The sequence below is a fragment of the Mycobacterium farcinogenes genome (genome assembly GCF_019739075.1).
Taxonomy (GTDB): Bacteria; Actinomycetota; Actinomycetes; order Mycobacteriales; family Mycobacteriaceae; genus Mycobacterium; species Mycobacterium senegalense.
Genome location: NZ_CP081673.1, coordinates 2,817,892 through 2,835,819, shown reverse-complemented (window position 1 = coordinate 2,835,819; position 17,928 = coordinate 2,817,892). Strand labels below are relative to the sequence as shown.

At 68.4% G+C, this 17,928-nt stretch carries 17 protein-coding genes; 12 read left to right on the top strand and 5 right to left on the bottom strand.

Annotated elements, in window-relative coordinates:
• Positions 1-23 precede the first annotated feature (23 nt).
• From K6L26_RS13405 to K6L26_RS13395, 3 genes are read left to right on the top strand one after another with little or no spacing between them, the layout of a single operon-like run.
• Positions 24-557: a bifunctional adenosylcobinamide kinase/adenosylcobinamide-phosphate guanylyltransferase gene (locus K6L26_RS13405; protein WP_221853247.1), complete on the top strand. Its 534-nt coding sequence runs from the start codon at positions 24-26 to the stop codon at positions 555-557.
• The gene (gene cobT, locus K6L26_RS13400; RefSeq protein ID WP_221853246.1) at positions 554-1,624 is read left to right on the top strand and encodes a nicotinate-nucleotide--dimethylbenzimidazole phosphoribosyltransferase; all 1,071 of its coding nucleotides are present in this window, start codon (positions 554-556) and stop codon (positions 1,622-1,624) included. The genes K6L26_RS13405 and cobT overlap by 4 nt, the downstream gene beginning before the upstream one ends.
• On the top strand, positions 1,621-2,346 hold the full coding sequence (locus K6L26_RS13395; RefSeq protein ID WP_036393897.1) for an adenosylcobinamide-GDP ribazoletransferase: 726 nt from the start codon (positions 1,621-1,623) through the stop codon (positions 2,344-2,346). The genes cobT and K6L26_RS13395 overlap by 4 nt, the downstream gene beginning before the upstream one ends.
• Here K6L26_RS13395 and K6L26_RS13390 read toward each other — a convergent pair.
• Together K6L26_RS13390 and gcvT are read right to left on the bottom strand one after the other, a co-directional pair.
• Positions 2,343-3,449 carry a branched-chain amino acid aminotransferase gene (locus K6L26_RS13390; protein WP_019347017.1) on the bottom strand — a complete coding sequence of 369 codons (1,107 nt, stop codon included), beginning with the start codon at positions 3,447-3,449 and terminating at the stop codon, positions 2,343-2,345. The two genes, K6L26_RS13395 and K6L26_RS13390, sit on opposite strands and share 4 nt — an antisense overlap.
• A gap of 22 nt (positions 3,450-3,471) precedes the next feature.
• Positions 3,472-4,569, bottom strand: a complete 1,098-nt coding sequence (gene gcvT / locus K6L26_RS13385) for a glycine cleavage system aminomethyltransferase GcvT (protein WP_221853245.1) — start codon at positions 4,567-4,569, stop codon at positions 3,472-3,474.
• A 54-nt stretch (positions 4,570-4,623) separates the two neighbouring features.
• Between gcvT and K6L26_RS13380 the strand changes: the two genes are divergently transcribed.
• Genes K6L26_RS13380 through K6L26_RS13370 form a run of 3 tightly spaced genes read left to right on the top strand, consistent with a single transcriptional unit; the run spans position 4,624 to position 8,201 of the window.
• The gene (locus tag K6L26_RS13380) at positions 4,624-5,715 is read left to right on the top strand and encodes an adenylate/guanylate cyclase domain-containing protein (RefSeq protein WP_019347015.1); all 1,092 of its coding nucleotides are present in this window, start codon (positions 4,624-4,626) and stop codon (positions 5,713-5,715) included.
• The gene (locus tag K6L26_RS13375; protein ID WP_047037371.1) at positions 5,712-7,232 is read left to right on the top strand and encodes a leucyl aminopeptidase; all 1,521 of its coding nucleotides are present in this window, start codon (positions 5,712-5,714) and stop codon (positions 7,230-7,232) included. The genes K6L26_RS13380 and K6L26_RS13375 overlap by 4 nt, the downstream gene beginning before the upstream one ends.
• A 51-nt stretch (positions 7,233-7,283) precedes the next feature.
• Entirely contained in the window at positions 7,284-8,201 is a 918-nt protein-coding gene (locus K6L26_RS13370) for a lytic transglycosylase domain-containing protein (RefSeq protein ID WP_043370592.1), read from the top strand.
• A gap of 4 nt (positions 8,202-8,205) precedes the next feature.
• Here the strand turns inward: K6L26_RS13370 and K6L26_RS13365 are convergent, their stop codons facing one another.
• Positions 8,206-9,942, bottom strand: a complete 1,737-nt coding sequence (locus K6L26_RS13365) for an SDR family oxidoreductase (protein ID WP_221853244.1) — start codon at positions 9,940-9,942, stop codon at positions 8,206-8,208.
• 68 nt (positions 9,943-10,010) lie between these two features.
• Complete coding sequence (locus K6L26_RS13360; RefSeq protein WP_019348324.1) at positions 10,011-10,364, bottom strand: hypothetical protein; 354 nt, start codon at positions 10,362-10,364, stop codon at positions 10,011-10,013.
• Positions 10,365-10,581: 217 nt separating this feature from the next.
• On the opposite strand from K6L26_RS13360, the gene sucB reads away from it, so the two are divergent.
• From sucB to K6L26_RS13335, 5 genes are read left to right on the top strand one after another with little or no spacing between them, the layout of a single operon-like run.
• On the top strand, positions 10,582-12,348 hold the full coding sequence (gene sucB, locus K6L26_RS13355) for a 2-oxoglutarate dehydrogenase, E2 component, dihydrolipoamide succinyltransferase (protein WP_221853243.1): 1,767 nt from the start codon (positions 10,582-10,584) through the stop codon (positions 12,346-12,348).
• A gap of 25 nt (positions 12,349-12,373) precedes the next feature.
• Complete coding sequence (locus K6L26_RS13350; RefSeq protein ID WP_019348326.1) at positions 12,374-13,282, top strand: TIGR01777 family oxidoreductase; 909 nt, start codon at positions 12,374-12,376, stop codon at positions 13,280-13,282.
• 26 nt (positions 13,283-13,308) lie between these two features.
• Positions 13,309-13,983 (top strand): lipoyl(octanoyl) transferase LipB, encoded by a 675-nt coding sequence (gene lipB / locus K6L26_RS13345; protein WP_043370594.1) that lies wholly within the window; start codon positions 13,309-13,311, stop codon positions 13,981-13,983.
• A 4-nt stretch (positions 13,984-13,987) separates the two neighbouring features.
• Complete coding sequence (gene lipA / locus K6L26_RS13340) at positions 13,988-14,932, top strand: lipoyl synthase (RefSeq protein WP_019348328.1); 945 nt, start codon at positions 13,988-13,990, stop codon at positions 14,930-14,932.
• A 4-nt stretch (positions 14,933-14,936) separates the two neighbouring features.
• A complete protein-coding gene (locus K6L26_RS13335) occupies positions 14,937-15,689 on the top strand; it encodes a DUF4191 domain-containing protein (RefSeq protein ID WP_019348329.1) in 753 nt (250 codons plus the stop codon).
• Between the two features lie 74 nt (positions 15,690-15,763).
• On the opposite strand, the gene K6L26_RS13330 is transcribed toward K6L26_RS13335, so the two are convergent.
• Complete coding sequence (locus K6L26_RS13330; protein ID WP_221853242.1) at positions 15,764-16,249, bottom strand: RDD family protein; 486 nt, start codon at positions 16,247-16,249, stop codon at positions 15,764-15,766.
• 155 nt (positions 16,250-16,404) lie between these two features.
• On the opposite strand from K6L26_RS13330, the gene glnA reads away from it, so the two are divergent.
• Entirely contained in the window at positions 16,405-17,841 is a 1,437-nt protein-coding gene (gene glnA / locus K6L26_RS13325; protein ID WP_019348331.1) for a type I glutamate--ammonia ligase, read from the top strand.
• The last annotated feature ends 87 nt before the right edge of the window (positions 17,842-17,928 follow it).

Sequence of the window (17,928 nt, the reverse complement as noted above, 5' to 3'; positions counted from 1 at the left end):
TCCCGCGTCAGGCGGCGTGAGCGGTGCGCACACTGGTACTCGGCGGCATCCGCTCCGGTAAATCGCAGTGGGCCGAGGCGGCCGTGACGCGAATCGCCGGAGACGGCGTGCCGGTGCGTTACCTGGCCACTGGCCCGGCCGCTGACACCGATCCGTCGTGGGCTGAGCGGGTGGGCGCACATCAGGCCCGTCGGCCCGCACACTGGCACACCGTCGAAACCCGGGAGCTGGCCGAAGATCTGGCCGAGAGTCCGGACACCGCAACCCTCGTCGACGACATCGGCGGCTGGCTGACGGCGGTCATGGACCGTGTCGGCGCCTGGACCGGGGCACCCGTGGATTCGGAGGCCGACGCGCTGGTAGCGGCGGTAGCTGCGTTCACCGCTCCCCTGGTGCTCGTCACTCCCGAAGTCGGGCTGACCGTCGTCCCCGCCACCGAGGCGGGACGACGATTCGCCGACGAACTGGGTTCGGTCAACCAACGCCTGGCCGCGGTGTGCGACCGCGTGGTGCTGGTGGTGGCCGGCCAACCGCTCACGGTGAAGGAGCCGTCATGACCCAAATCGATGCGGCCTTTGCCCCGGTCACCGCACCGGATGCCGATGTCGCCGCGGCGGCGCGGGCCCGTCAGGAGCAGCTGACCAAACCGCCCGGCTCCCTGGGCCGCCTTGAGGAACTCTCGGTCTGGGCGGCCTCGTGTCAGGGCGTCTGCCCGCCGCGCCCGCTCACCCGGGCCCGGGTGGTGGTGTTCGCCGCCGACCACGGGGTCACCGCAGCCGGGGTGTCGGCGTTCCCGTCGGCGGTGACCGGCCAGATGGTGGCCAACTTCGACGCCGGCGGCGCGGCCATCAACGTTTTGGCCGAGGTGGCCGGGGCGTCCGTGCGGGTGGCTGACATCGCCGTCGACTGCGACGAGCCGCTGTCGGCCGCCATCGGCGCCCACAAGGTGCGTCGCAGCTCGGGCAACATCGCGATCGAGGATGCGCTGAGCGAAGAGGAAGCAGTGGCCGCGGTCTCAGCGGGCCGCCGGATCGCCGACGACGAGGTCGACGGCGGTGCCGACCTGCTCATCGCGGGCGACATGGGCATCGGAAACACCACGGCAGCAACGACATTGGTGGCTGCGCTGACCGGTGCCGAACCGGTTGTGGTGGTGGGCCGCGGCACCGGCATCGACGATCTCGGTTGGGGACGCAAGACCGGTGCCGTGCGTGACGCGCTGTACCGGGCGCGCACCGTGACACGTGAGCCGCTGGGCCTTCTCCGGGTGTGCGGCGGCGCCGACCTGGCCGCCATGGCCGGGTTTCTGGCGCAGGCAGCCCTGCGGCGCACGCCGGTGCTGCTGGACGGCCTGGTGGTGACGGCGGCAGCCCTGGTCGCCGAGGAGTTGGCACCGGGTGCGCGGGCGTGGTGGCAGGCCGGTCACCGATCGACGGAACCGGCGCACAGCCTGGCGCTGTCGCATCTGGGCCTGGAGCCGATCATCGACCTGGGCATGCGCCTGGGTGAAGGCACCGGCGCGGCGGTGGCCTTGCCGATCCTGCGGGCCGCGATCGCCACGCTGGCTTCGATGGCCACCTTCGAGGAGGCCGCAGTAGCCGGACCGCCTGAAGCAACACCATGATTGCCGCGCTGGGCGGGGCGTTCGCGTTCGGCACGGTGCTGCCGGTTCGAACGTCCGCCGGCGTCGGGCGGGGTGCGCTCGCGGCATTGCCTGCGGTCGGCCTGGCACTCGGTGGGTTGGCAGCGGCGGTCGTGGCCGGCGGCCAGTGGGCATTCGGCACCGACACGGCGCTGCCCGGCCTGCTGGCGGTGGCCGCTCTGCTGCTGGCCACCCGTGGGCTGCACATCGACGGGTTCTGCGACACCGTCGACGGTCTGGGCTGCTACGGCCCGCCGGAGCGAGCGCTGGCGGTCATGCGCGACGGCTCGGCCGGGCCGTTCGGCGTCGCCGCGGTGTTCGTGGTGATCGGTTGTCAGACATTGGCTTTCGCCCAACTCAGCGCGGTGGCCGTCGTCGTCGCGGTCACTGCGGGCCGCGTCGCGGCGGTACTCGCCTGCCGGCGTTCGGTGCCGGCGGCGGCCGGCAGCTCGTTGGGCGGCGCCGTCGCGGGCACCCAGCCGGTCATCGTCGTGGCGGCGTGGCTGGTCGCGGTCGCCACCCTGGCCGCATGGGCGGGCCCTCGGATGTGGCAGGGCCCGGTCGTGGTGCTGGTCGCGGTCGGCGCTTCGGCGCTGCTGGTCGCGCATTGCGTGCGACGGTTCGGCGGCATCACCGGCGACGTGCTCGGCGCGGCCGTCGAGGTGACGACGACGCTGACTGCGCTGGGGCTGGCGGTCGGCTAGTTCAGCCGGGCCATCCAACCGTGGGTGTCGGCGAAGGTGCCGCGCTGGATTCCGGTCAGGGTGTCGCGCAGGGCCATCGTGATCTCGCCCGGTTGCCCGTCGGCGATGGTGAACTCGCCGTCCGCGTACTTGACGTGTGAGACCGGCGTGATCACCGCGGCGGTACCGCAGGCGAACACTTCGGTGATCTCGCCCGCCGCAGCCTTCTTCTGCCATTCGGCGACGTCGATCTTGCGCTCCTCGACCGCGAAGCCGGCATCGGTAGCCAACTGCAACAACGAATCTCGGGTGATGCCCGGCAACAGCGAACCGGACAGCTCAGGCGTGACCAGGCGGGCCGAGCCGCCGCTGCCGAAGACGAAGAACAGGTTCATCCCGCCCATCTCTTCGACATACCGACGCTCGAGCGCGTCCAGCCACACCACCTGATCGCAGCCGTTGTCGGCGGCCTCGGCCTGCGCGAGCAGCGAGGCCGCGTAGTTCCCGCCGAACTTGGCCGCTCCGGTGCCGCCCGGAGATGCGCGCACGTACTCGTGCGACAGCCACACGCTGACTGGTTTGATGCCGCCCTTGAAGTACGCCCCGGCCGGCGAGCCGATCACCAGGTAGCGGTACTCGTTGGCCGGGCGCACGCCCAGGCCCGGCTCGGTGGCGATCACGAACGGCCGCAGGTACAGCGATTCCTCGCCGCCTGCCGCGGGCACCCACGCCTCGTCGACCGCGATCAGCCGGCGCAGCGATTCGATGAACACGTCTTCGGGCAGTTCCGGGATGGCCAGCCGACGCGACGAGGCACGCAACCGCTGGGCATTGGCCTCCGGCCGGAAGGACACGATCGAGCCGTCTGCCCAGCGATAGGCCTTGAGCCCTTCGAACACTTCCTGCGCGTAGTGCAGCACGATGGCCGACGGATCGAGCTCGATGGGCCCGTACGGGATCACCCGCGGGTCGTGCCAACCCTGTTCGGCGGTGTAGTCGATGGCCACCATGTGGTCGGTGTGGAACTTGCCGAATCCGGGGTTGGCCAGAATGGATTCGCGTACCGCATCGGTCGCCGGATTCGCGTTGGCTGAAACCGTGAACTCGAGATGGCCGCTAGTCATGCAGCGATTGTATCGCCCGAGGCTAGCGTGTTTTCGCGGCCACGAACGGTGGCTTGACCACCTCACATTCGACGGTGCGGCCACGCACGTCCACGCTCACCCGCTGGCCGTCGGCGATGTCGTGGGCGGTGTCGATGAGGGCCAGTGCGATACCGGCTTTCAGTGACGGCGAGAACGTCCCCGACGTGGTGGTGCCGATCCGGGTGTCCCCGTCGAGCACCGCGAGATCGGCGCGCAGGACGCCGCGGCCGACGGCCTTGAGGCCGCGCAACACCCGGGCGGGGCCGGCATCCTTTTCGGCCAGCAGCGCGTCGCGGCCCCAGAACGCGTCCTTCTTCCATCCAATCGCCCAGCCGCAGCGCGCCTGCAGCGGCGAGATGTCGAGTGACAGCTCGTGGCCGTGCAGCGGATAGCCCATTTCGGTGCGCAAAGTGTCGCGGGCGCCCAGGCCCGCCGGTTCGCCTCCGGCGGCACGCACGGCCGTCACCAGCGCGTCGAACACCTCACCGGCACGGTCCCAGGCCGGCAGCAGTTCGTAACCGTGTTCGCCGGTGTAGCCGGTGCGACACACGCGGACGAAGACTCCGTTGTAGTCGGCGTCGGCGTATCCCATGTAGTCCATCTCGGTGGGCAGCCCGAGCGCCTCGAGCACCTCGGCGGATTTCGGACCCTGCACCGCCAACACCGCGTATGAGCGGTGTTCGTCGGTGATGGTCAACCCGCCGGGGGCGTGTTTCTTCAGTTCGGCGACGACGGCCGCGGTGTTGGCGGCGTTGGGCACCAGGAAGATCTCGTCGTCGGAGACGTAGTAGGCGATCAGGTCGTCGATGACTCCACCCGATTCGGTACAGCACAGCGTGTACTGAGCCTTGCCCGGGCCGATCCGGTTGAGGTCGTTGGTCAGGGCCGAGTTGACGTACGCCGCCGCCCCGGGCCCTTTGACCAGGGCCTTGCCGAGGTGGCTGACGTCGAAGAGGCCGACGGCCTCGCGCGTGGCGTTGTGTTCGGAGACGGTCCCGGCGTAGGACACCGGCATCAACCACCCGCCGAATTCGGCGAAACTGGCGCCCAGTTCGCGGTGGCGGTCTTCCAGCGGTCCGTGCAGCAGGTCGTCAGTCACGCTTTCACCCTAATCTGCCTGCCGAACCGGCCCGCTCGATTGCACACTGGTCGGGTGGTCGACTTCGATGCGCTGGCCGCCGCCGGGATCACCGATGCGCGGGATCGTGCGCCGCTCATCGAGTACCTCGACGGGCTGGGTTTCACCGCCGAACAGATGATCGAGGCCGAGTCCCGCGGTCGGTTGTTCGGGCTGGCCGGGGACGTCCTGCAGTGGTCGGGTCCGCCGGAATACTGCCTGGCCGACGTCGCCGCCGAGCTCGACGTGCCGCTGGAGGATGTTCAGCGGGCGTGGGCCGCGCTCGGCCTGACCGTCTCCGGCTGCGATGTGAAGACGCTGAGCAGGGCCGATGTGGAGACCTTGCGCACTTGGGCGGAGTTGCGGGTACTGGTCGGCGATGTGGAGGCCACCGGCCTGCTGCGCGTGATCGGTTCGGGCATGGCTCGGCTGGCCGAAACCCTGTCGGCGATGAGCCGGGCCAGCACGCCCGACGTCCAGCTCAACATCTCCCACGATGAGTTGATCACCGCCAAGGCCTACCGGACAGCCGCCGGGTTCATCCCCCGAATCGGCTCGATGATCGATGCCGTGCACCGCCACCACGTGATGAGCGCGCGCAGCTATTTCGAGCACGTCGTCCGCGACGACTCGTCGAATGTGGTGTGCGGCATCGGTTTTGCCGATCTCTCCGGGTTCACCACGCTCACTCAGATGATGACGTCGGCCGAGCTGTCGGCGATGCTCAACGAGTTCAGTGCCACCAGCACCGAGGTCGTCCATGCCGCCGGCTGCCGCGTGGTCAAGTTCATCGGCGACGCCATCATGTGGGTCGGCTCCGAACCCGCCGGGCTACTCCAGGTGGCCGAGAACCTGGTCACCCACCCTCGGGCGGCCGAGACTCACCTGCAGGTGCGCGCCGGACTCGATTTCGGCGAGATGCTGGCCATCGGCGGCGACTACTTCGGCAATCCGGTGAACCGGGCAGCCCGCCTGGTCGCTGCCGCCGACCCCAGCCAGGTCCTGGTGTCCGAGCCGCTGCATGAACTCCTCGACGGAGACGGATTCGCGCCGCCCCGCTCGTTGACCCTGAAGGGTTTCGCCACACCGGTCACGGCGTATCCGCTGCGTCTAGGGTGGGCGGGGTGAGCCCCGCAAATCCCGGTTATCAGGTTCCCAACGTCACCGTCAGCGCGTCGCTGCCCAAGCGCAAGAGCGACGCCGTGCTGATCGTTCCCGTGGTCAGCGGGCCGGATGACGATTCGAACGCCACCGTTGTCGGCAACCCGTTCCTCGACGCCGAGGCAGTCGGCGAAATCGAGGTTGCCCTCGCCGCGCTCGGCGCCAAGGGCGGCACCGACCAGGTCACCAGAGTGCTGGCGCCGTCGCTGCCGGTCGCCAGCGTGCTGGCCGTCGGCCTCGGCAAGCCCCGCGACGAGTGGCCTGCGGAGGTGATCCGCCGTGCCGCCGGTACGGCGGCGCGGTCGTTGAACGGCACCGAGAAGGTCGTCACCACGCTGTCCGACATTGATCTGGAAGCCGCCGTCGAGGGCCTGATCCTAGGCTCCTACCGGTTCAGCGACTTCCGCAGCACCAAGACCGCACCCAAAGATGCCGGCCTCACCGCGATCGTGGCACTGGCGGCCGACACCAAGGCGGCGACGAAGAACCAGGCTCAGCGCGCGGCGGACATCGCGTCGGCGGTCGCCACCGCCCGGGACTTCGTCAACACCCCGCCCAGCCACCTGTTCCCCGACGAATTCGCCAAGCGCGCAAAGGCTTTGGGCGTGGCCGCCGGGCTTGAGGTCGAGGTGCTCGACGAAAAGGCACTGGCCAAGGCGGGTTACGGCGGGATCGTCGGGGTCGGCAAGGGGTCCTCGCGGCCGCCGCGTCTGGTGCGGTTGACCCACCGGGGCGCCGGCAAGAAGCCCAAGCGCGTCGCACTGGTCGGCAAAGGCATCACCTTCGACACCGGCGGCATCTCGATCAAGCCTGCCGCCAACATGCACCACATGACCTCGGACATGGGCGGCGCCGCCGCAGTCATCGCGACCGTGGTGCTGGCCGCCAAGCAGAACCTGCCGATCGAGGTGATCGCTACCGTGCCGATGGCCGAGAACATGCCCTCGGCGACCGCTCAGCGCCCGGGCGACGTGCTGACCCAGTACGGCGGGATCACCGTCGAGGTGCTCAACACCGACGCCGAGGGCCGGCTGATCCTGGCCGACGCGATCGTGCGGGCCTGCGAGGACAACCCCGATTACCTGATCGAGACGTCGACGCTGACCGGCGCACAGACCGTCGCTCTCGGTGCCCGCACACCCGGCGTCATGGGTAGCGACGAGTTCCGTGACCGGGTCGCGGCGCTGTCGCAGGCGGTCGGTGAAAACGGTTGGGCCATGCCGCTTCCCGAGGAGCTCAAGGATGACCTGAAGTCGACGGTGGCCGACCTGGCCAACGTCAGCGGGTCGCGCTATGCGGGCATGCTGGTGGCCGGCACCTATCTGCGCGAGTTCGTCGCGGACGGGGTCGAGTGGACACACATCGACATCGCGGCGCCTGCCTACAACACCGGTGGCCCATGGGGTTACACGCCCAAGGGCGGCACCGGCGTACCGACCCGCACGATGTTCGCGGTCCTGGAGGACATAGCCGTGAACGGCTGATCGAGCTAGAACCGCGAACGGCTGATCATGTTCCGGCCCAACGTGAGCACGATGTCGAGGTTCGCCCGCGATCTCGCCGTCGTGTTCACGTTGGGCGGCATGCTGGCCGGCTGTTCAGGATCGCCGGATACCGCTGCCCCGGTCGCGCCCAGCACCACGTCGCACCCGCCTGCGGTCACAGCGGCCGCCCCGGCCGGCGCACAACCGCGCCTGGCCCAGGACCCGGCCCGGTTAGCCGAAGATCTGGTGGCCGATGAACGGGCGTTGCGGGACCCGTCGACACCAGGGCCGGCGTTGACGCAGGCCGCGCGCAGACAGCAGGTGGCATATCGGGCGATCGGACGCCACCCCGAATGGGACGGCACCATCAGGCCCGGCATCCCGGCCGAGTTGGTGGCGTTCTATGACCGCAATGTCGACGCACGGCGGCACCTGGCCACACTGGCCGAACCGCGAGACACTCTGCCCGCGTGGCGGATCGTCCCGCCCGTCCCGGCCGAGGAGTTGCTGGCGGCCTATCGGGACGCCGAGGCCGCCTCGGGTGTGGGCTGGGCCTACCTCGCCGCGATCAACCTGATCGAGACGCATTTCGGCAGCGTGCGCGGTGACAGTTCGGCCGGCGCGCAGGGACCCATGCAGTTCATGCCGTCCACGTTCGCCGCATACGGCATGGGCGGCGATATCCACTCACCCAGGGACAGCATCATGGCTGCCGGTAATTACCTGGCCGCCAACGGTTTTGCGAACGACCCGGACGGCGCCCTGTTCCGGTACAACAACGCCGACGCCTACGTGCACGCCGTCAAGGACTACGCCGCCGCGATGACGGCCGATCCGGCGGCGTTCGGCGTGTTCTACCGCTGGGATGTCTACTACGTCTCCACCGCCGGTGACGTGCTACTGCCCATCGGATATGCCGCTGAGTCGCGGATACCGGTCGGCGAGTACCTCACGGCACATCCGCAGTAGCGGTCTACAGCGAGCCCGACCGTGCCACCCGGCGCAACGCCGACGGGACCAGCCGGGCAACCCCGTAGGCGGCGTAGGCCTCCGGGGTCACGGGACGGATCGCCTTGCCCTTGACCACGGATTCGACGATGGCCTTGGCCACCTTGTCCGGCCCGTAACGGCGCGCTGCGAAGACCTTCTTGGTCGCCGCGCGCATCTGTTCGACCTGCCCCTGCTTCTCGGCGGGGACGTCGAAGCGGGTGGTGTCGATGATGTTGGTGTCGATCACACCGGGACAGATCGTGGTCAAACCGACTCCTGCCGAGTCCAATTCGGCGCGCAGACAATCGGAGAACATGAACACTGCGGCCTTGCTCGTGGAGTACGCGTTCATCGACGCCGACGGCGAATAGGCCGCCATCGAGGCCACGTTGACGATGTGACCACCGGTGCCGCGGTCGACGAGACGGCGAGCAAAGGACCTGCAGCAGTTGACGACCCCGCCGAAGTTCACGTCGAGCACGCGGGAGTACTGCTCGGCCGGGGTGTCGAGGAACTTGCCGCCGTGGCCGATTCCGGCGTTGTTGACCACCACGTCGGGCACCCCATGGGTGCTGCACACCTGCTCGACGAAACTCTCCACGGCGTCGGCATCGGACACGTCCAGCCCGTAGGCGTGTGCCATTCCGCCGCGCGCGGTGATTTCGTCGACCGTGGCCGCCGCCGCATCCTTGTCGATGTCACTGACCACCAGTTCGGCGCCTTGCGCGGCGAAAGCCAGGGCCGTCGCCCGCCCGATTCCGCTGCCCGCGCCGGTTACGGAAACCAGTGTGTCGCCGAAGGGTTGACGCGACCGGCCGACCTGGGCGCGTCGCAGCGCCCGCGGCGCCGGGGCCCCCTCGAGGTGATCGATCAGCTCGGCCGTGGCCTCGGCGATGGCGCGCCAGTGCGAGAACGGCGCCCAGTGCCCGGCCTTGAGGTCGCGGCGCCACAGCAGCGGTATCCACTTGGACGCCTCGTCGTAGCCGTGCCCGCGTACCACCGGGTCGTGGTCGTTGCAGATCAGCTGCACGGGCACGTTCACGTAGTGGTCGCTGCGCAGTGTCGTGAACGAACGGATCGCGTTGGCGCGGTAGATCTTGAGCGAGTTGGCCGCGTCGATGTCGAGTGTCTCGGACTGGAACTTGGGACCCGGGGTGTCGATGGCCTGCAGCCGGCGGGCGGCGCCGCGGCGCATCAGCGCCGGTGCGAGCACCGGGACCGAGAACGGGATCCAATAGCTGAACCGCGATGCCAGGTTCACCGCCTTGGCGAACCGGATGGGGCGGTACGGGCGGGCCAGGCGTCCGCGCACGAACGAGCCGTAGTGGTCGGTGCTGGGACCCGACACCGACGTGAACGACGCCACGCGTTCGGAGGCCTCCGGCCGGCTCAGGTACTCCCACACCCCCACCGAGCCCCAGTCGTGGGCCAGGACGTGCACAGGCCGCCCAGGGCTGACGGCGTCGATCACCGCCGACAGGTCGTCGGCGAACCGGTCCATGCGGTAGGCCCTGACGGCTTTGGGCACGTCGGAGGCGCCGGCACCACGGTTGTCGTAGCGCACGATGTGGAACCGGTCCTCCAGTTCCCCGGTGACGCCGTTCCACAGCACGTGGGAATCCGGCCAGCCGTGTGCCATCACCAGCGTCGGCCGCTGCCGGTCCCCTTGTTCGTACACCGCGATGCGGGTTCCGTCCGAGCTGACGACGAAGCGCTGCATACTCCACCCCTCCACGAGGTACCTGTAACGAACAGTATCCAATACCGGAGGTATCGGTTGCTTTGACTCTAGCGGTCGTCGAGCTCGCGACGCACGGCACGCTCCCGTTCGATGCGCCGCCGCGCGTCGTAGTCACGCATGCGTTGCGGGTATCCGACCTTCTGCACGTCGTAGACCGGGATCTGCAGCCGGTCACTGAGCCGCCGCGCCCCGGCCTCACCGCCGGCCCGGCGCCGGGTCCATTCCCCGTCCGCAGCAACCAGCACGACTGTCACGTCGGTGACGGTGGTGCGCGGTTCCACGAACGCCTCGACACCGGCGTGCTCGGCGACCCAGCGCTGCAGATACCGCAGATCCTCGTCCGCGGCGCCACCGGCTCTGCGTGCCGAACCACCCCGGCGAAACGCATCGAACAGCCCCAACGGAACGGTCTCCTCAACTCTGGGGATGTTCGCCAGAACAACCCTGCAAACCCTCACTCGATAGTGCCAGAGCGCGGGGCAACCCTGAGTGCGTGCGAACAGCGCTGCAGTGACAGGATGGTTCCGACAATCCACCTAGGTGCCGCACCCAGTGCACCCAGCTGTGGTAAGCCAGAGTTCGAGTCGTCACAAGTGACCGTCCGAGGAGTCAATACACATGGCCATCTCCGTCCAGATGCCCGCGCTAGGTGAGAGCGTCACCGAGGGGACCGTCACCCGCTGGCTTAAACAGGAGGGCGACACCGTCGAACTCGACGAGCCGCTGCTGGAGGTGTCCACAGACAAGGTCGACACCGAGATTCCCTCCCCCGCCGCAGGCGTGCTGACGAAGATCGTCGCCCAGGAGGACGACACCGTCGAGATCGGTGGCGAGCTCGCGGTCATCGGCGAAGCCGGCGAACAAGCCTCGGAAGCACCCGCCGCGGAACCGGAAGCCAAGTCGGAGCCCGAGCCCCAGACCACCCAGCCGTCGGCCGCCCCGTCCGAGGCGGCCGCCCCGGAACCCGCGGCCCCGGCAGAGCCGGCCCCGTCCGCCCCGGCTCCCGCTGCCTCCGGGTCGGCCACCACCGTGGTGATGCCCGAGTTGGGCGAGTCTGTCACCGAGGGCACCGTCACCCGGTGGCTGAAGAAGGTCGGTGACTCCGTCGGCGTCGACGAGCCGCTCGTCGAGGTGTCCACCGACAAGGTCGACACCGAGATCCCCTCCCCGGTGGCCGGCACCCTGCTGGAGATCACCGCCGAGGAAGACGACACCGTCGCCGTCGGTGGCGAGCTGGCCAAGATCGGTGACGCCTCCGCCGCGCCCGCCGCCGCCCCGGCCCCAGCAGCGCCGGCTCCCGAAGCCAAGCCGGAACCCAAGCCGGAGCCCAAGCCCGAACCGAAACCAGAACCCAAGCCAGAACCCAAGTCCGAACCGGCACCCGCAGCCGCTCCGGCTCCGGCACCGGCAGCTCCCGCCGCGGCCGGAGACGGGGACGGCTCGCCGTACGTCACCCCGCTGGTGCGAAAGTTGGCCGCGGAGAACGGTGTTGATCTCGCTTCGGTGAAGGGCACCGGTGTCGGCGGTCGCATCCGCAAGCAGGATGTGCTCGCCGCGGCCGAGGCCAAGAAGGCTCCCCCGACTCCGGCCGCTGCTGCCGCTCCTGCCGCACCGGCAGCCCCCGCGGCTGCATCGGCCGCTCCGGCTCCTGCCTTGGCCCACCTGCGCGGAACCACGCAGAAGGCCAACCGGATTCGCCAGATCACCGCGAAGAAGACCCGCGAATCGTTGCAGGCGACCGCTCAGCTGACCCAGACCCACGAGGTCGACATGACCAAGATCGTGGCGTTGCGGGCCCGCGCGAAGGCCGATTTCGCCGAGCGCGAGGGCGTCAACCTCACCTACCTGCCGTTCATCGCCCGCGCCGTCATCGACGCGCTCAAGATCCACCCGAACGTCAACGCCAGCTACAACGAGGACACCAAGGAGATCACCTACTACGACGCCGAGCACCTGGGCTTCGCAGTCGACACCGACCAGGGCCTGCTCTCCCCGGTGATCCACAACGCCGGTGACCTGTCGCTGGGCGGGTTGGCACGTGCCATCTCCGACATCGCGGCCCGGGCCCGCTCGGGCAACCTCAAGCCCGACGAATTGGCCGGCGGCACCTTCACCATCACCAACATCGGCAGCCAGGGCGCGCTGTTCGACACCCCGATCCTGGTGCCGCCGCAAGCGGCGATGCTGGGCACCGGGGCGATCGTCAAGCGTCCCCGGGTCATCTCCGACGAATACGGCAACGAGTCGATCGGTGTCCGGTCGGTGTGCTACCTGCCGCTGACTTACGACCACCGGCTGATCGACGGCGCCGACGCCGGCCGGTTCGTGACCACCATCAAGCGCAGGCTCGAAGAAGGTGCTTTCGAGGCCGACCTCGGGCTGTAACAGCCGTTAGGAGGGGCTCCCCACTGTGGCGGATGCCGTCATCGCGATAGCGGGATCATCCGGTCTGATCGGTTCGGCGCTGGTGTCATCGCTGCGCGCCGCCGATCGCCGGGTGCTCAGGATCGTTCGCAGGGCACCATCGAACGGCGACGAGCTGTTCTGGAATCCCGACACCGGGGAGTTCGACGCCGCAGCACTCAACGGTGTGGATGCGGTGGTGAACCTCTGCGGCGTCGGTGTCGGGGACAAGCGGTGGTCGGGCGCGTTCAAGCAGAGCCTGCGCGACAGCCGGATCGGGCCGACCGAGGTGCTCGCCGGCGCGGTGGCCGATGCCGGGGTGCCGGTGCTGATCAACGCCAGCGCAGTCGGTTACTACGGCGATACCAGGGACCGGGTGACCGACGAGTCCGCGCCTGAGGGCCGGGGCTTTTTGGCCGGGTTGTGTGCGGATTGGGAAGCGGCCACCGCGCCTGCGGTGGCCGCCGGGTCTCGGGTGGTGCTGCTGCGCACCGGCCTGGTGATGGCCCCATCCGGGGGCATGGTGAGCCGGCTCAAACCGTTGTTCTCGCTGGGCCTGGGTGCCCGGTTGGGCAACGGCAGGCAGTACATCCCGTGGATCAGCCTGGAGGACGAAGTCCGTGCGGTGTTGTTCGCGATGTCGAACGAAAACCTTTCGGGCCCGGTCAATCTCACCGGGCCGGCCCCGGTGACCAACGCCGAGTTCACCGCGGCACTCGGCCGGGCGCTCAACCGGCCCACGCCGGTGATGGTTCCGGGCTTCGCACTTCGCACCCTGCTGGGTGAGATCGCCGATGAGGGACTGCTGGTGGGCCAACGCGCCATCCCGGCCGCCCTGGAACGCGCCGGCTTCAACTTCCATCACCAGACCGTGGGCGAGGCACTGGCTTACGCCACCGCGCCCAAAGACCTGTGACGCAGCCGGGGCGTACCGTCGACGCTGTGACATCCATCCGCGCAGCCGCAGCTCCCGTGGAGGTGCGCCGCCTCGGCACACTCGATTACGAAGCCGCCTGGGAGCTACAGCGCGAGATCGCCGACGCCAGGGTGGCCGGTGGGCCCGACACCCTGCTGCTGCTGCAGCATCCGGCCGTCTACACCGCGGGCAAGCGCACCGAGCCGCATGAACGCCCGATGGACGGCACCCCCGTAGTCGATACCGACCGTGGCGGCAAGATCACCTGGCACGGCCCAGGGCAGCTGGTCGGCTACCCCATCATCGGGCTGGCCGAGCCGCTCGATGTGGTGAATTTCGTTCGGCGCCTTGAACAAGCGCTCATCGACGTGTGCGCGGAACTGGGTCTGGCGACGGGCCGGGTCGAGGGGCGGTCCGGCGTCTGGGTCGCCGATGACGGGCTGCGGCCGGCCCGCAAGGTCGGGGCCATCGGGATCCGGGTGGCCCGGGCGACGACGCTGCACGGGTTCGCCTTGAACTGCGACTGCGATCTGTCGGCGTATTCGCGGATCGTGCCGTGCGGCATCGCCGACGCCGGCGTGACCTCGTTGACCGCAGAACTCGGTCGCCGCGTGACCGTCGAGGACGTCACCGACCGGGTCGCCGCCGCGGTGAGCGACGCGCTCGACGGACGCCTGGAAGTGGCCCTGAACGTAGGATGAACTCGTGACTGTGGTGCCTGAAGGTCGGAAGCTGCTGCGTCTGGAAGTGCGGAACGCGCAGACGCCCATCGAACGCAAGCCACCGTGGATCAAGACCAGGGCCAAGATGGGTCCGGAATACACCGAGCTCAAGGGCCTGGTGCGGCGCGAAGGGCTGCACACGGTGTGCGAGGAGGCCGGCTGCCCCAACATCTTCGAATGCTGGGAGGACCGGGAGGCCACGTTCCTGATCGGCGGCGAACAGTGCACTCGCCGGTGTGACTTCTGCCAGATCGACACCGGCAAGCCGGCCGAACTGGACCGCGACGAGCCGCGCCGGGTCGCCGAGAGCGTGCAGGCGATGGGTCTGAAGTACTCGACGGTGACGGGTGTCGCGCGCGACGACCTGCCCGACGGCGGGGCGTGGCTGTACGCCGAGACCGTTCGCCAGATCCATGCGCTCAACCCGAACACCGGTGTCGAGCTGTTGGCTCCGGACTTCAACGGCAACCCCGACCAGCTGGCCGAAGTGTTCGAGTCGCGCCCAGAAGTGTTCGCGCACAACGTCGAAACGGTGCCGCGCATCTTCAAGCGCATCCGGCCCGCGTTCCGCTATGACCGGAGCCTGGCGGTGATCACGTCCGCCCGCAACTTCGGTCTGGTCACCAAATCGAACCTCATCCTCGGGATGGGCGAGACCATCGACGAGGTCCACACTGCCCTGCGTGACCTGTACGACGCGGGCTGCGACATCGTCACCATCACCCAGTATCTGCGGCCCTCACCGCGCCATCATCCGGTGGAGCGTTGGGTACACCCCGACGAGTTCGTAGAGCTGTCGAGCTATGCCGAGGGCCTGGGATTCGCCGGTGTGCTGGCCGGTCCGCTGGTGCGTTCGTCCTACCGCGCGGGCAGGCTCTATGCGCAGGCCGCGCGGGTTCGGTTCGCCGATCAGCCCCCCGTATCCTGAACTAATGGCGAAAACCCGCACTGCCGCAGAGACCAAAGCGGCAAAGGCCGAGGCGAAGGCTGCCCGTAAGGCGGCCTCAAAGCAGCGGCGCAGTCAGTTGTGGCAGGCATTCCAGATCCAGCGCAAAGAGGACAAGCGCCTGTTGCCGTACATGATCGGCGCGTTCGTGCTGATCGTGGCCGCCGCGGTGGTGGCCGGTGTGCTCATCGGCGGGTTCACGATGTACACGCTCATCCCGCTGGGCGTGGTGCTGGGTGCACTGGTCGCCTTCATCATCTTCGGGCGCCGCGCCCAGAAGTCGGTGTACCTGAAGGCCGAGGGCCAGACCGGCGCCGCGGCCTGGGCGCTGGACAATCTGCGCGGCAAGTGGCGCGTCACCCCGGGTGTCGCGGCAACCGGGCATTTCGACGCCGTGCACCGCGTGATCGGCCGGCCAGGGGTGATCTTCGTCGGTGAGGGCTCGGCCAATCGGGTCAAGCCGCTGCTGGCGCAGGAGAAGAAGCGCACCGCGCGCCTGGTCGGTGAGATCCCGATCTACGACATCGTGGTCGGCAACGGCGAGGGCGAGGTGCCGCTGTCCAAGCTGGAGCGCCACCTGAACAAGCTGCCGGCCAACATCACCGTCAAGCAGATGGACTCGATCGAGTCCCGGCTGGCCGCACTCGGCACCAAGACCGGCCCGGCCGGCATGCCCAAGGGCCCGATGCCCGCCGGCGCCAAGATGCGCGGTGTGCAGCGCACCGTTCGCCGTCGCTGACTCTCTGCTGCCGAGCGTGAACCAGATCGCGAGAATTCTTCGGATCCTCGCGATCTTCTTCACATTCGGCACAGCTAGCGCCGCACCACCGCGGTGAACGTCAGGCGATCGTGCAGGCCCCGCAGATCACTGTCGGAAACGAGCGGCGGGATGACCAACGCGATCAACACCACCCGCAGGAATGCCCGCACGATGCCGATCCGGTCGCGCCCGTCGGCCGGCACCACCGCCAGGCCTACCGCGAGCTGGCCCGGTGTGAACGAGAACAGCCGCACCGCGACCGTGCCCAGCACCATCCAGATCACCAGTACGGCCGTGGACAGCATCGGCAGCGAAATGAAACCGAGGGCCATCACAAGGCCGGCCAGGCCGTAGGCCACCAGCCAATCGATGCACAGTGCCCCCAGGCGCCGGCACATCCGGGCCAGCGACCCGGGCCCGGTCTCGGGCAAGCCAAGGCGCTCACCAGGGTATTTGCCCTGGCTGTCCCCGCCGTCCTCACCGTCACCCGCGTCGAAAGGGCCGGGTCCGGACAGCCAAGTTCCCATCGTGCGCGCCATAGGGCCAGAATAGGCGGAGCCGGTTTGGCGACGGTCAGTAGCTCACGTCACAAAGAACGGTCATCGCGTAACTTGCGCGCAACATATGGTTGACGACTGCGCAACATCGTGTCCTTAGCGTCAACCCGCGGGTTACCAGTAAAGGAGAACACTCAGTGGCAGAAAAGACGTCCGACGACATCTTCAAGCTGATCAAGGACGAGAACGTCGAGTACGTCGACATTCGCTTCTGCGATCTGCCCGGCGTCGTCCAGCACTTCTCGATCCCGGCGTCGGCGTTCGACCAGAGCGTCTTCGAGGACGGCCTCGCGTTCGACGGTTCGTCGGTCCGCGGCTTCCAGTCGATCCACGAATCCGACATGATGCTGCTGCCGGATCCCGACACCGCGCGCATCGACCCGTTCCGCGCCGCCAAGACGCTGAACCTGAACTTCTTCGTGCACGATCCGTTCACCCGCGAGGCGTACTCCCGCGACCCGCGCAACGTGGCCCGCAAGGCGGAGAACTACCTGGCCAGCACCGGGATCGCCGACACCTGTTTCTTCGGCGCCGAAGCCGAGTTCTACATCTTCGACTCGGTCTCGTTCGACTCCCGGATGAACGGCACCTTCTACGAGGTCGATTCCGAGTCCGCATGGTGGAACACCGGCGAGCCCGCCGAGGCCGACGGCTCCCCCAACCTCGGTTACAAGGTTCGCCCCAAGGGCGGCTACTTCCCCGTCGCTCCCTACGACCACTACGTGGATCTGCGCGACGAGATGTCGACCAACCTGATCAACGCCGGGTTCACCCTGGAGCGCGGCCACCACGAGGTCGGCACCGCCGGCCAGGCCGAGATCAACTACAAGTTCAACACCCTGCTGCACGCAGCTGACGATGTGCTGCTGTTCAAGTACATCATCAAGAACACCGCGTGGCAGAACGGCAAGACCGTCACCTTCATGCCCAAGCCGCTGTTCGGTGACAACGGTTCGGGCATGCACGCCCACCAGTCGCTGTGGAAGGACGGCAAGCCGCTGTTCCACGACGAGTCCGGCTACGCGGGCCTGTCCGACATCGCCCGCCACTACATCGGCGGCATCCTGCACCACGCCCCGTCGCTGCTGGCGTTCACCAACCCGACGGTGAACTCCTACAAGCGTCTGGTGCCGGGCTACGAGGCCCCGATCAACCTGGTGTACAGCCAGCGCAACCGCTCGGCCTGTGTCCGTATCCCGATCACCGGCAACAACCCGAAGGCCAAGCGCCTCGAGTTCCGCTGCCCGGACAGCTCGGGTAACCCGTACCTGGCGTTCGCGGCCATGCTGATGGCCGGCATCGACGGCATCAAGAAGAAGATCGAGCCGCTGGCCCCGGTCGACAAGGACCTCTACGAGCTGCCGCCGGACGAGGCCGCCAACATCCCGCAGGCACCGACCTCGCTGGCCGCGGTGATCGACAAGCTCGAAGAGGATCACGAATACCTCACCGAGGGTGGCGTGTTCACCGAGGACCTGATCGAGACCTGGATCTCCTACAAGCGGGAGAACGAGATCATGCCGATCCAGATCCGGCCTCACCCGTACGAGTTCTCGCTCTACTACGACGTGTAAGTCCTAGCGCGAGCAGACGCAGATGTCCCCGCACGCCCGGCGTGTCGGGGACATCTGCGTCTGCTCGCCGGGTGCACCGCACAATGG

What these genes read in the sequence shown, in the direction of transcription:
- K6L26_RS13365 (WP_221853244.1), bottom strand. Translation starts at nt 9,942, where the DNA reads ATGCAGCGCTTCGTCGTCAGCTCGGACGGAACCCGCATCGCGGTGTAC.
- K6L26_RS13390 (WP_019347017.1), bottom strand. Translation starts at nt 3,449, where the DNA reads ATGACTAGCGGCCATCTCGAGTTCACGGTTTCAGCCAACGCGAATCCG.
- sucB (WP_221853243.1), top strand. Translation starts at nt 10,582, where the DNA reads ATGGCCATCTCCGTCCAGATGCCCGCGCTAGGTGAGAGCGTCACCGAG.
- K6L26_RS13395 (WP_036393897.1), top strand. Translation starts at nt 1,621, where the DNA reads ATGATTGCCGCGCTGGGCGGGGCGTTCGCGTTCGGCACGGTGCTGCCG.
- cobT (WP_221853246.1), top strand. Translation starts at nt 554, where the DNA reads ATGACCCAAATCGATGCGGCCTTTGCCCCGGTCACCGCACCGGATGCC.
- K6L26_RS13330 (WP_221853242.1), bottom strand. Translation starts at nt 16,249, where the DNA reads ATGGCGCGCACGATGGGAACTTGGCTGTCCGGACCCGGCCCTTTCGAC.
- K6L26_RS13370 (WP_043370592.1), top strand. Translation starts at nt 7,284, where the DNA reads ATGTCGAGGTTCGCCCGCGATCTCGCCGTCGTGTTCACGTTGGGCGGC.
- K6L26_RS13335 (WP_019348329.1), top strand. Translation starts at nt 14,937, where the DNA reads ATGGCGAAAACCCGCACTGCCGCAGAGACCAAAGCGGCAAAGGCCGAG.